Here is a 13,431-nt window from a genome sequence, read left to right on the forward strand (position 1 = left end):
AAGTTATTCCATTTCATTCAGGAAAGAGTTGGCAATTGGAAGTGTCCGTCGTAGAACAGGGAACATTCGAATTTCGGAGTTTTTATGCGTAAGTTGGTCCTTATCGTTGGTTTTTTATTTTCCCTTAACTCGTGTAATTCTTTTTCAGGTTTTTTTCGTTCCTTCAAACGTTCTATTTTTCCAAGTAGTTGTCGTGTTGAGGTAAAACTTGATACGAGTGATTTAAAATATATAGAAGATCTTTGGGACTATCGTTTTACAGTTTCAGAAGATACCAATTTAAGAGAGTTTGCATCTGCAGTTCAAATATCTCCAAAACCTTCTTACCAAAAAACAGTATTTTCTAATTACATAAGCCGAGAGTTTTCTCTCGACTCTTGGAGTTTTGATCCAGGTATAAGTTATGAAATCAAAATTGGAAAATTTTATGCAGAGAACGATTGTTTTCTTGAAACACCTGTTAGCTTCAACTTGCCGGCAATGTTAAGAAAACCATCATTCTATTTATCAAGGGAAAATATATTTGAATCCAATTTAAACAAAGTATTACCGATTTCAATTTCAAATGTTCCTGAATTTCAAATTCGCTCCGCTGAATTGTCAATTCCCATTCTTGTAAATGCAGTTGCCACACTTGGAGATAAGTATTATGAATACGAAAACCAACTGAACTGGAAAAAGTCTGTTTGGAAATCGGGAATAAAGGTAAATTCCTATGGCAATCAAGGAATGGATATCGACAATTATTTTGGCCCTAAACCAAACACAAAGTCTTGGGTTGCAATTCAGTTAGGTGCCAATGTTATCGGTGACAACAACATAGAAGAATTCAAAAAGGAATCTATATTTTTACAATCTACAAACCTAGGAATCACAACAAAATTAGATCCAAATACAATTCACGTTTGGGTACATAGTTTATCAAAAGCAGAACCCGTTGCGAATGCGGATATCAGTTTGTATGAAAAAGGAAGTCTCCGAGGAACTTGTAAAACAGATAAAGACGGATATTGTACGACTCCTTCTATCAATGATACAAAAGCATTCGGAAAATCTGTGTTAATTGCGGAAGATCCTTCTGGCGATAAAGCATTTCTTCATTTTAATGAAACACATATTGAAGGTTATAGTGATTACTACACTGAAAATCATGTGAAAGGTAAAATATACTTCGATCGAAAGTTATATAGACCTGGTGACCGAGTTGAGATCAAAGCAGTTATTTCGGATAGAAAAAATGGGGTTTTGGTACCTTATGCTTCGAAAGTATTGAACATTCAAATACGCGATTCAAGAGGAAAGGATGTAGCAAATACAAACGTAACTTCAACTTCGCAAGGTGGTGTTACTACTGGTTACTCCATTCCTTCAGATGCACCTCTTGGACATTATTCTGTATCCGTGTACCTTTCCGGAAAAGATGATTCTGTTACCTACGATACCTTTCAAGTAGAAGAATTCCGCCCTGTTAATTTTATGGTAAACGTAAATTTGGCAAATTCTGTAAACAAAAACCAAAATTTGAAAGGATCTGTAGAAGGAAAATATATGTTTGGTGCTCCGATGGGAGGAGCTAAGGTTAGTTATTCGGTCTTAAAAAGAAAAAGATATATATCTTTCAGTTCCTTTCCAAATTATGATTTTTCAGATACATGGTATGATTATGAAGATGAATACTCTAGTGGAAATTCCGACTACGTAACTGGGTCAGAAGGTGTATTGGATGATAAAGGTTTTTATCAATTGGATCTTCCAATCACTGATTTAACAGGTAAGTTCGTCACTGATGGTGAAACCATCGAAATTGCCGATCCATATAATTTAGTCGTGGAATCATCTGTTTTTGATGTAGATGGAAAGTCTGTAACAAAATCTGCTATTTTGCCTTACAATCCATCCGAAACATATGTTGGATTGAAATGTAACGATCGCTACCAATCAATGGAAAAACCATTTTTATTCAATGCATTTGCAGTCAATTTACAAGGGAAGGCAGTTGCAGGTACAGAATTAAAAGTTTATATTATTTATAATGATTGGACTTCAGTTTTATCAAAGGGATTAGGGAAGTTTTTCTTTCGCAGCAACCAACTAACAAAGAAAATTGTAGAAGTTAAAAAACTCATTTCAAAGGTGGATGGAGTCTCTTTTGATTATCGAGCTAAAGAATCTGGAAGTTATACTGTTTTAGTTCTGAATGGCGATAAAGTATATTCTCGAGTGGATTTTTATGCATATCAAAAAGAATCTTATTATACTTGGGACTTTCGCGGGGATGATTCCATTGAGTTACGATCTGATAAAAAAGAATATAAAATTGGCGATACGGCAAAAATTTTAATCAAATCTCCGTTGCAGAACGCTCGCGTGATCGTTACTGTAGAGCGAGATTCGGTATATTTCAAAAAATCATTTTTAATGAAAGGAAATAGTGCGCCGCTTGAGATTCCTATCGAAGAATCATTTTTACCTAATGTGGATGTAAATGTAGTTATGTTGTCTGGTAGATTGCCTATACCAGAAGGGATTTCTGCAGAGGACATCAAAGAGTTCAATGAACAAGACTTAGGTGCTCCAAAGGCAAAAACCGGATCTGTAACTTTGAAAGTTAATTTAAATTCTCGAACGGCTCCGGTAGTCATTAAAACTGATAAAACGGAATACCAACCGAGAGAACAAGTGAAACTATCGATCCAAACTAATCCAGGTGCAGAGCTCACCGTATCTGTTGCCGATCGTGGAGTATTAGATTTAGTTGGTTATTCATTCCAAAGCCCAGTTCAAATGTTTTATCAATATTGGTATAGCATTGTTAAAACTTTTGAGCTTCGGAGTATGATCATCAAACATTATATATACGAAAATAAAGGTGATAGTCCAGGAGGAGATTATGGTGAAGATTCCGGTGGCGGATTCTCTGCTGAATCAGAATCAGGGGCGAGAAAAGATTTTCGACACACTGCTTATTGGAATCCAGTGGTTATTGCTGATAGTAATGGAAATGCCGATCTAAGTTTTACATTGCCGGACAATTTGACTACATTTCGAGTTATGGTTGCATCTTCAGCCAATGGTAAATACGGAGCTTCCAATTCTGAATTCCTTGTCAAAAAGAATTTAGTTTTACAAAAGACTGTTGCGCGATTTATTCGAGTAGGCGATAGTTTGGAGTTAGGTGGAAGTATAACAAATAATACGAAGAAAAAAGGAAAATTCAAATATAAAATCGATTCAAAATTTCTTTCACAGGACAAAAATTGGACTTCGATTGAACTGGCTGCTGGTCAAACAAAGGAAGTTCTGAGAACATTTCAAATTTCTGATACACAGTACATTAAACTTAAACTGGATCATCCAAAGGATGAAATTCAATTGTCTTATCAAATGTCTGTAGAGCCAGAAAACAGTTCCGAATTTGCCGAATTTAAAAAATCAGATCTTTCTGATTCCTTGGTTGTTACCATTCCTATCAAAGAATTTGATCCAGTAACTTCTGTGCAGTTTTCAGGATATACTGATTCGGAACACAAAACCTTAATTGTTTTTCCAAAAAAAGATTCTATTTTGTTGAACAAAGGATCGTTAGACATTCGTTTGTCGGGAACTGCTTTGACCGCTTTGAAATCTGCTTTCGATTTTTATGAATCGAATCCTTATTTTTGTATGGAACAACGGACATCTGCTTATTTACTTTCTTTGAGTGCAGGGGAGTTATTAAAAGATTTCCAATACAAAGCTCCTTCCAAAGAGTCATATGATTTCACACAAATAGAAAAGTTGTTTTTGGATGAGATGTCGGAATTCCAGGCTGTCGATGGAAGTTTTAAAGTCTGGAAAGGCAATGGCAGAACCGGTTATCCTTATTTGACTGCATACATTGTTTCGGTAATGCAGATAGCGAAGGAGAAAGGAAAACGATCCAATCCACAAGCCTACCAAGCCGCTATCCAGTATTTACTAAATTATGTAAAAAATCCTACTGAAACATCAACGAACTCTTATCAAACTTTAAGTTTAATATATTCTGTGCTTTCAAAAGATAAAAAGGAAGTTCATTCGTTAGAAAAGACTTTGGTAGATAATTTTGAGGAATTAAATTTAAAATCACGAGGTATTTTTCTTACAGCATATGCAGAAGTGCACAAACTAGATTCCTTTGAATCTGATCCCGTGTTTAAAAAATTATTTGAGGAATATACAAAGTACATCACATATGAAAAAGAATTATTCACTCTAAAACCTCTCAAACAAAAAAATGAGAATTATTATTACTATTCGTATTATAGTTCCCCAACAGTCCTTGGAAATTATCTGAGATTGTTACTAAGAGTTGATTCAAAAAATTCTAGGATAGTTGATTTGGTAAAATCAATTATGTTGGATAGACAAAACCATTTCTGGGCTGACAGCCATAGTGTGGGTACCATCGCTTTAGCTCTATCGGAATATAGAAATCGTTTTGAATCTACGTCTTCTGATACTGAAGGAAAAGCTATCTTTGGTGAAAAAACATTAATTGATGAATCATTTTCTTCTTCTTCGGATTCTATTTATAAGGAAGAAATTACATTCGATCGCCTTTTTGAAGGAAAAGATCCATCTAGCCGCCCTTTACTTTTCAAACGAACCAGTTCAGAAGGAAGATTGTATTTTCAATCTAGATTGATGTACATTCCTGTAAAAGATACGACATTACAAAAGTTCAATGGACTGGAAATTAGAAAAACTTTATATCGAATCGAAGGAAGAGATTCTGATGGTGATCCAATTTTAAAAGAAGTGACAAACTTACAACGAGGGTCTACATATCTTGTTAAATTAAAAATCTTAAGTAATACAGACCAAGCATTTGGAATGATCGTAGACCCAATTCCAAGTAACACTGAAATTGTAAATACTTCTTTCCTAACTGAAAAAACTTCAGATGCCGAAGATAACGAAGTGAGTGATGATTATTATTCTGGTTATAAGGAATATCGTGACGATCGGGTGATTTTTTCCGAAGATAGAATTGAAAAAGGAGAAACGGAGTTTAATTATATATTAAGACCTGTTGCTAAAGGAAATTCAATAATGCCAGCTTCAAAAACATTTTTAATGTATCATCCTCAATTTTATGGAAATACCAATACGATTCGAGTGAAAGTGGATTGATCTCTAGAAAAAAGATCATTCTGAATTTCCTGTTAGTTGGTGGAATTTTGTTTCCACTAGCAGGTTTTCTATTAAGACCAGTTTCTATTGATACTTTTAAAAACCAAATAACGGTTCGTATCCTGTCAGATGAGAAAACTTTAATCGGGAGAGGAAAAAACCAAAATCAAACCAAACAAGATTGGGAAAGTCTCAATGAATATCCGGGTTTTGTATCTGAGATTGTTAAAATTGCGGAAGACAAACGTTTTGATTCCCATCATGGTGTAGATATTCTGGCGGGATTTAATTCTCTTCGGTCTTATTTTTTTTCCGAAGGAAAACGGGGAGGAGCCTCCACTCTTACAATGCAACTTGTAAGAACACAAAATCCTAAAATTACTTCTTATCCTTTTTTAATCCGAAAAACTTTCGAATTGATAGAAGCTTTTCGATATGAGTTATGGCTTAACAAATCAGAAATTTTAGAAGCATATTTAAATTCAGTTTCAATTCATTCAAATATTGTTGGTTTTCCTTCCGCATCATTAGTGTTATTTGGAAAACATATTCGTTTTTTATCAATAGAAGAAACCGTTTATTTAACTGTTTTGATTCGAAAAAACAGACCTAAATTTGAGGAACTTGCGATTCGGTACCACAATTTAATAAACCGGATTCCCTATAAAATTCCAATGATAAATGATCCAAATGAACTTACAATTGTCCATAGTTCAAAAAATAAATTAGATCATGTAGATATTTGGAAAGGTGAAAACCAACACTTTCTCAATTGGATTCGTACTTTGCTTTCGATTTCTAATGAAGAATTTGTTTCTTCTTTGTCATCTGAGTTAAATTTCGAGGTATACTCAATTGTAAATTCTGAATTAGAAGGATTAAAAAGATGGAATGTATCAAATGCTTCAGTCATCGTGTTGGAACGAGTTCCAGGTAAAGATGACGAATTGGAACTTAAAGCAATGATTGGATCTAAAAATTTTTTTGAAGATGGAAATGGAATGGTTAACGGTACTTTAGCATATAGGGATGCTGGAAGTACATTAAAACCATTGTTATATGCAATTGCTATAGATAAGGGTTTTTATAATGTAAATTCAATATTCTCTGATGAAAAATTTTCATTTTCATTGGAACAAGGTGGAAATTATCTTCCGAGGAATGCTGACCTTCGTTATTGGGGAAATTTGACACTTGCGGAAGCACTTGGAAATTCAAGAAATATACCTGCGGTCACTGCAATCAATCAGATGGGTGTACCAACGTTTTATCGGTTTTTACGATCAGCCGGTTTTCACCACCTCAAAGAATCTCCGCAGTTTTATGGTCCAGGTCTTGCTCTTGGATCTGGCGGTACTAGTTTATTACAACTAACACGTGCCTATGGTGCTTTCCCTTTGGGTGGAATTTTACCAAAAATTCGACTTGGAAAAATTGATAAAAAACCTTTTTACATTGGAAATTCGATTCGTTTGTTTTCTGAAGAAACAGCTGAAGAAATTAAATTTGTGTTAAAAGACCCTAAGCTTAGACAAAGGGCATTCGGTCGGAGAAGTTATTTGGATTTTCCTTTTCCTGTTTCAGTTAAAACTGGTACCTCAAAAGATTACAGAAATTCTTGGACTATTGCGTTTAATGATCATTATGTGGTAGGTGCATGGGTTGGAAACTTTTCTGGTGAACGGACAATGGATGTTTCTGGTTCCTTCGGCGCTGGACGAATTGTTCAAAATATTTTTCGAAATCTAATGAAAAATCGACCAAAGTCAGATTATATTTCTAAATTTACAGAAACAAAAAATTTTTGTCGCCTAACTGGAAAACTTGCTTCGTCTCAGTGTCCATCGATCGCTTTGAAGGTAAGAAAAAATATAAATTCGGAAGAGTTGTGCAACGAACATGATGAAGAAACTAATTCAACTGTATTAGGCGTTGGATTTGTATATCCTTCTATGGGACAAATTTACTTACACCATCCTTCTTACGATAAAGAAACTCAAAGTATCCCCGTAAAAATTCGTGAATTAAAAACTTTGAATGAACCAAAATTGATTTGGAATGGGAAAACAGAATTGAAAGTCTCATCGAATGGAGATTTGAGGTTACCGATCATACGTGGAAAACAATCTTTGGTATTGTATGATGGAAAACAAAAAAAGGCATCTGTTGATTTTGAAGTTAGATAAGGGTATATTGGTAAAATTGAAAATGTTTTATCATTGGGAGAAATCACCAATGACTTTTTTGTATTTATTTTTGTATTTTTTACAAGGTCCGATTTTATTTTCTTTAGGGGTTTGGATTTATTTTCACGGGCTTTTGTTATCTACATTAACAATTATAACCATAATGTTAGATTTTTATTTCAATCATAATCATACGTTTCACAACCTAACAAACACTTCGATTCGTTTGTTCTTATGGATTCTTTTTTTAATTGTTTTGGGATATCAGGAAGTTTATCAAACTGAAGTAACATTTGAAATAGTGTTTTATTTTTTGAGTCATATTTCGCTTCTATATGCGGATATTTTTAATTTTTTATACCAGTGGCAACTATGGCAATGGTTTGCATTTGCGATTGGATTTTATTTTTTGTTTTGCCACAATCATAAAAGATTAAAAATTATTTTGATCGTTGGCCTATTGTTTGTGGTTGGTCTGCGTTATGATTCTGAATCAAAAAAAAATCTAATACAAACAAATGAAAATATTTTCAATCCACATACTAAGATACAAAATTATTTAGAGTCAATACCTGGGCGGCCAAATTTGGTTTTGGTTTTGTTGGAAGGTGTAGGAAGAAAACACCTTTTGAAAACAAATTCAAAGTATATAAATTTTTCAGTTTTGCAAAATTCTCATTTTTGGATTCCAATGCCTCATACTTCTAAAAGTATTTTTACATGGCTAACCGGAGAACCTCAATTAACCACCACTCGTATCACAGTCAATGATTCGGCATTACATTTGAATCTTCCCAAACAGTTACAAAATTCTTATGGTTACCAAACTTTTATGATTTATACTCAATCCATTTACTTTGAAGGAATGGATCTTTTTTTTCCGAAAATTTTTCAATCAGTTTGGGATAAATCATATTTAGAACAAAGGTACGGTAAGTTATATCCATCTTTTAGTTGGGGAATGGATGACAAAGTAGTGCTTCCTGCATTGAAGCAAATAGTTGGATCGGAAAAGAATCCATTATTTGTATTAATAGGACTTAGTCAAACTCACAGTCCTTATTTTGTATCTAAAGAGGATTCTCGTGGGCAATGGAATTCGCCTATTCTTCGTTACCAGACTTCTTTAGATGAAGAAATTTGCGTATTCGATGCAATTATTTCTTTTTGGAAGGAGAACTCTTCTCGCGAAACTGTATTAATTCTATCAGCAGATCATGGTGAATCTTTTGGTGAGGAAGGGGCACATGCACACAATTATTCATTATATAATCAAGAAACAGATGTACCATTTTTGTTATACTTTATAAAATCGGGTAAAGTTTACGTGCCAAATGTCGGCTCTTCAGTCGATTTTAAAACTACTATCTTAAAGTTGTTAGAAACACATGAAGGAAAAACGAATATAATATCTGAGAATCATTTTTTTCAACCCAACTACCAACCGAATTTATTTTTAAAAACTTGGAATTCTGAAATTCAAAAATCTTGGATTTTTAAAGTTAAAAAATATATATATCATAGCGATAGAGATCATTTGTTACAAATGGATTGGTCAGAAAAACAAAGAGTTATCGTTACCGATCCTAAGTTGAAACGAAATATAATAGAACAAATGTATTCGGGTATGCGTTAGGTGGATTTGATTCCATTTAGAAGTGTCAAAATGGATGTTCTAAAAAAACTTTTGAAATCTAACACAAAAATATCCAATCCATCTTCTTTCACTGCTTCACGGAACTGATTGGAAGGAAATCCATGGGACCAAGATCCAACAGCCAATGCATGGCATTGCATCAAAAATATAAATGCTGAATGTTCGTTTAGAAATGGAAATGTTTTGATGAGTTGGGGAAGGATTTTTGATATTTGTGCTTTTAGGCTAAGTTTGAATTCTCGAATGGTTTCAACACTCGCATTTTTTTCTAATATCGTTGGGACAATGGGTAGGAGTTTCAAAAATCGAACATGTCGATCCATTGATTCAACAAACCATTTTGAAAATTCATCGGCATCAATGTTTTTTGTTTCTGTAAAAAAAATTTCCATGTCTAAAAACCAAGCTTCATAATCTGCATTATGCACGCGAAGGCAAAGGTCTTCTTTCGTAGGGAAGTATAAATATAAAGTGCCTTTTGCAATCTTTGCACGTTTTGCAACTTCATCCATTGAAAGTTCTGCCCAGTCCTTTTTGAGCAAAAGGTAGGCTGCGGATTGAAGGATGGTCGTTCGTTTGGAAAGTTTATCTTTTTCCAATACAGCTCTTTTTTTTGGCGAACGTTCTGCAATCGACATACGACTCATACCTCCAAGTTAGGAGATTACTAAAAAATATGCTAGAAAAAAACGTATTATTGACTAGAAGTCAATTTAGAACAACTATCAGTCATTTATATTTGACTTAAGGTCAGCAATTAGATTGAAATGATACAATTGAAGGAGTGTTTATGAAGTTTCCAAGACTCAATTGGTTCCTAACTACAATTATTTTATTCTTTGGAATTCTGGTTTTGAATGTTAATGGGAAATCCAATGTTTGTTTACCTTTTACCGAAGAAGAAAAAGTTGAAAAACTATTAAAGAGAGTTGGAACGTTGCAAGGGAGTTTCATTCGGAATGGAGAATCACATACAGCGGAAGAGGCAGAAAAACACCTTCGTTACAAACTAAAAGAAGCAAAGAATTCTTTTTTTGCACCAGATCCAAAGGAGTGGACTGCTAAATTATTCATCGAAAAAATTGCTTCAAAATCGTTTCTTTCAGGAACTCCTTATTTAATCAAATCATTAGAAGGCAAAGAAATCAAATCGGCTGACTGGATGTATTCGGAATTAAAAAAAATAGAATCCTGTTTATAACAAATCATCAATTTCCCAGTTGGCGGAGCCGCCAACTGAATCTTTGATTGAAAATAAAATTGAATTTAAAAATGGATTCAGGTTTTATTTCCAAGCATTTGCGAAATCTTTTGCATACTGTGCAAAAGTGATAGGATCTTTTCCTGTAAGAGTTTTGACAGTGTCAAGAATTGGAGCAGAAAATCCTTCTTTTAATGCACCAGCGATCATCACGAGAAAAGCTGCATAATCTTTAGAAAGTCCTGCTGAAACAAGGGAAACTTCAAAAACTTTTGGATCGACATCAACATATTCGATACTCTTTCCACTTACGTTTGTTAAGTGTTTTGCAACTTCATTATGATCAATGGATTCAGGACCAGTCAAAGTAAACGCTTTGTTGTCGTTTTTCGTTGTTGTGAGTAAAACAGAAGCTACAGAAGCAATGTCTCTTGCATCGATAAAACTTGTTTTTGCATTCCCACCTGGAAAATAAATTTTCTGGTCTTGTTTGATACCCGCAATCCAAAATGTGTGGAAGTTTTGCATAAACCAATTTGGACGAATAATATTCCATGGAATACCTGCTCCTTCGAGCATAATTTCTGTTTTGCGAAAGGGTGCTTCAGGTGGTGTATGATCAACTCCCATTGCAGTCATGAGTACTAATTTTTTAAGACCCACTTGTTTAGCTTTTTCAATCCATGGAGAAAGAATTTCATATTGATTGGTTTGGCCAGGAGGACTTAAAAAATAAGCTGCATCCACTTGTTCCAAAACTTCCAATCCTTTTGTAAGTTGGGATGAGTCCGCAAATACCCAATGCAAGTTTGGGCTACTTTTTTGAGCCTCAGGTTTTCTGGATCCAATCCAAACTTCATGTCCTTGTTTTTGTAGTTCCGTTACAAGATGGCCTCCAACGAGTCCAGAGCCACCATATACAAATACTTTCATAGTTAATCCTTGAATTCGGAATAGATTCCGTTATTGTTTTTCTAGAATACTCTAGATTTTATATACTGTCTATGTCATAAAATATTAAAAAAATATCCAATCGTATAAAAAGATAGACTTTTGGTCAAATAGGTGTAAATTAGGGATATGGATTTGTTATCGGAAATTCTCTCCTCTGCCGGTTGGAAAAATGACTTACTTTCCAAAGGCCAAATTTTTCAAAGTTTTGGATTTCACTTTCCCTGTGATAAAAGTGGTGGCTTTCATGTCGTAACACAAGGTAGTTGTTATGCGAGAATAGGTAATACAATGATTCCCTTACATAAAGGAGATCTTATCTTTATCACTAGAGGAACCAATCATGAATTATTATCTGATCCTAAAGCAAAAGTGGTAACCATTGAACGTTTTCTCGGTGATAAAGAGATTCGGATCAAAAAAGAAAATCCTGTCACTACTTTTGTTTCTGTTCGTTATGAGGTCCCTCCAGGTCCCATCCACCCGCTGTTTTTAGAACTACCCGAATACATCCATATACCTTATGAAACTATTCAAGCTCACCATGCGTTAGGAGATATCATTCAAATCCTATCTCGTGAATTAGAATTAAATTTAGGTACTGATTTGATTGTCCAAAGACTAACAGATATTTTGCTATATTATATGTTACGAATGTGGTTAAACCAAAATGTAGATACACAATCTGGTTGGATAAAAGCTTTTCATGATACTTTAGTTTTATATGCATTGGAAAAATTACACAATGGATATAGTAAAGATTGGACCATTGAGTCTTTGGCAAAAGAAACGGGGGTCTCTCGGGCAAACTTAGCCAATCGTTTCCGTGATGTTTTAGGAATTCCGCCGATGGAATACTTGGCAAAACTTAGAATGGAAAAAGCAAAACAATTATTTCAAAAAGGGAATATGGGATTGGAAGAAGTTGCACAAATTGTTGGTTATGCTTCTGCTTTTTCTTTTTCGAAAGCTTACAAACGTATTTATGGAAATTCACCGAGCCGTGAGTGGAAACGAGTTGTGTAGTAACGATTTAATGTTTTCTAATTGGTTTTTTTTTGGTAAAAAATCTGGGTGATTTCGAAATACCTCGGCTGCTTTCCTGATTTTGGAAGTATTTGCCATCATTGGTTTTGTTTCTTTCCATCTTCCATCTAGTTTCATTTGTTCAGAAAGTTTAAGATAAGATTTGATTCTTCCTGCTCTTGTTGCATAAGAGATTCGATTTTTGCAGTGGCATGGATTGTCTGCCTTTGTTAAACTACATTCTTTACCAAGAAATGTTTCCATTTGTTTTCTGGATCTAGATAATTTTTGACGGAATGTTTCTGGACGAATTCCCATTACAAAAGCACCTTCTTCACTGGAAGTTTGAAATACTTCTCCTAGTAAATAGGCCATTCTGTAAGGCCGAGATAGGCCTTGTAACATAGAGTAGGTGCAAGCAACTTGAACATGTAAAACAAGTTCAGAAACATGAGGAGAGGATTCCTCTTCAAATGTCACTGTGGGAAATTCAGAAGGAGTTTGGTAAGGTTTTTGTGTTCGGTGTAATTCTTCCCGGATGGCTCGCAAATGTATTTTCCTTCGTTCCATTTTTGATTTTTGTACATTGATCAGATGGTTACTGGCAATTCGGTAGATCCAGGTAGAAAGTTTGCTTTCTTTCCTAAATCCACCTAAGTTTGTAATTACCTTTACCAATATTTCTTGGGTGGCGTCTTCCGCATCCTCTGGATTCCATAAAAATTTCAATGCGAGTGAAAAAACCTTTGGTTGGAAGATTTGAACTAATTCTTCCAATGCTTTTGTTTTTCCAGCAAGTGAACTTTCTAACAGTAAAAGATGCGGATCTTCAATCATTATTTTTTGTTGGTTACGTAGTGAACTACAAGAGCAAGGAAAGCAGGAAGTCCTTGTGAAAACAAAATTGAAAACTTAGCAGTTGCCGAACCGTAAATTCCCGCAACTACCACACAAATGAGAAAAAACAAAATGGTTTGGAACTTTTGTTTTTCTTCTTTGATAAAGAACAATGCCCAAAAAAGTCCGGCAGCTAAAAAACCATTGTAAAGCCCTTGGTTTTTTGCAAGTTTTGCAGTGATTTCTGCAGTTTCTGGTGTTAACTGGAAAATTTTCATCCCCAACTCGGTTTTCCAAAGGAACATTTCCAAGACCAAAATAAACACATGTTCCACTGCAACAAATGTACTAAGTATGAAAGAAAGAAGTTTCATTAAATTCTCCTAAAGAACGCTTTTTCTATTGGGACAATCGATCTT

The 13,431-nt window shown here is 34.4% G+C and carries 9 protein-coding genes; 5 read left to right on the forward strand and 4 right to left on the reverse strand.

What is annotated here, in order from left to right:
• The first annotated feature begins 84 nt into the window (after positions 1-84).
• From CH364_RS11600 to CH364_RS11610, 3 genes are read left to right on the forward strand one after another with little or no spacing between them, the layout of a single operon-like run.
• Positions 85-5,154 carry an alpha-2-macroglobulin family protein gene (locus CH364_RS11600; protein WP_100744047.1) on the forward strand — a complete coding sequence of 1,690 codons (5,070 nt, stop codon included), beginning with the start codon at positions 85-87 and terminating at the stop codon, positions 5,152-5,154.
• Positions 5,151-7,340: a transglycosylase domain-containing protein gene (locus tag CH364_RS11605; protein ID WP_100744048.1), complete on the forward strand. Its 2,190-nt coding sequence runs from the start codon at positions 5,151-5,153 to the stop codon at positions 7,338-7,340. Before CH364_RS11600 ends, CH364_RS11605 begins: the two co-directional genes overlap by 4 nt.
• 49 nt (positions 7,341-7,389) lie before the next feature.
• A complete protein-coding gene (locus CH364_RS11610) occupies positions 7,390-8,976 on the forward strand; it encodes a sulfatase-like hydrolase/transferase (RefSeq protein ID WP_100744750.1) in 1,587 nt (528 codons plus the stop codon).
• Here CH364_RS11610 and CH364_RS11615 read toward each other — a convergent pair.
• A complete protein-coding gene (locus tag CH364_RS11615) occupies positions 8,973-9,644 on the reverse strand; it encodes a TetR/AcrR family transcriptional regulator (protein WP_100744049.1) in 672 nt (223 codons plus the stop codon). The genes CH364_RS11610 and CH364_RS11615 overlap by 4 nt on opposite strands.
• A 143-nt stretch (positions 9,645-9,787) precedes the next feature.
• On the opposite strand from CH364_RS11615, the gene CH364_RS11620 reads away from it, so the two are divergent.
• Positions 9,788-10,198: a DUF5329 family protein gene (locus tag CH364_RS11620; RefSeq protein WP_100744050.1), complete on the forward strand. Its 411-nt coding sequence runs from the start codon at positions 9,788-9,790 to the stop codon at positions 10,196-10,198.
• An 84-nt stretch (positions 10,199-10,282) separates the two neighbouring features.
• Here the strand turns inward: CH364_RS11620 and CH364_RS11625 are convergent, their stop codons facing one another.
• Positions 10,283-11,131, reverse strand: coding sequence for an NAD(P)H-binding protein (locus tag CH364_RS11625; RefSeq protein WP_100744051.1), 849 nt, complete (start codon positions 11,129-11,131; stop codon positions 10,283-10,285).
• 147 nt (positions 11,132-11,278) lie between these two features.
• Here CH364_RS11625 and CH364_RS11630 point away from each other — a divergent pair, with 147 nt between their 5' ends.
• A complete protein-coding gene (locus CH364_RS11630; RefSeq protein ID WP_100744052.1) occupies positions 11,279-12,175 on the forward strand; it encodes an AraC family transcriptional regulator in 897 nt (298 codons plus the stop codon).
• Here the strand turns inward: CH364_RS11630 and CH364_RS11635 are convergent.
• Positions 12,143-13,012, reverse strand: a complete 870-nt coding sequence (locus CH364_RS11635) for an RNA polymerase sigma factor (RefSeq protein ID WP_100744053.1) — start codon at positions 13,010-13,012, stop codon at positions 12,143-12,145. The two genes, CH364_RS11630 and CH364_RS11635, sit on opposite strands and share 33 nt — an antisense overlap.
• Positions 13,012-13,386 (reverse strand): DUF1304 domain-containing protein, encoded by a 375-nt coding sequence (locus tag CH364_RS11640; protein ID WP_100744054.1) that lies wholly within the window; start codon positions 13,384-13,386, stop codon positions 13,012-13,014. The genes CH364_RS11635 and CH364_RS11640 overlap by 1 nt, the downstream gene beginning before the upstream one ends.
• Positions 13,387-13,431: the final 45 nt, after the last annotated feature.

It is taken from the genome of Leptospira harrisiae (assembly GCF_002811945.1).
Classification (GTDB): domain Bacteria; phylum Spirochaetota; class Leptospiria; order Leptospirales; family Leptospiraceae; genus Leptospira_A; species Leptospira_A harrisiae.

Bases quoted from the DNA above. Each gene is read 5' to 3' on its own strand.
- CH364_RS11600 (WP_100744047.1), top strand. From the start codon at position 85: ATGCGTAAGTTGGTCCTTATCGTTGGTTTTTTATTTTCCCTTAACTCG.
- CH364_RS11610 (WP_100744750.1), top strand. From the start codon at position 7,390: ATGACTTTTTTGTATTTATTTTTGTATTTTTTACAAGGTCCGATTTTA.
- CH364_RS11615 (WP_100744049.1), bottom strand. From the start codon at position 9,644: ATGAGTCGTATGTCGATTGCAGAACGTTCGCCAAAAAAAAGAGCTGTA.
- CH364_RS11620 (WP_100744050.1), top strand. From the start codon at position 9,788: ATGAAGTTTCCAAGACTCAATTGGTTCCTAACTACAATTATTTTATTC.
- CH364_RS11625 (WP_100744051.1), bottom strand. From the start codon at position 11,131: ATGAAAGTATTTGTATATGGTGGCTCTGGACTCGTTGGAGGCCATCTT.
- CH364_RS11630 (WP_100744052.1), top strand. From the start codon at position 11,279: ATGGATTTGTTATCGGAAATTCTCTCCTCTGCCGGTTGGAAAAATGAC.
- CH364_RS11635 (WP_100744053.1), bottom strand. From the start codon at position 13,012: ATGATTGAAGATCCGCATCTTTTACTGTTAGAAAGTTCACTTGCTGGA.
- CH364_RS11640 (WP_100744054.1), bottom strand. From the start codon at position 13,386: ATGAAACTTCTTTCTTTCATACTTAGTACATTTGTTGCAGTGGAACAT.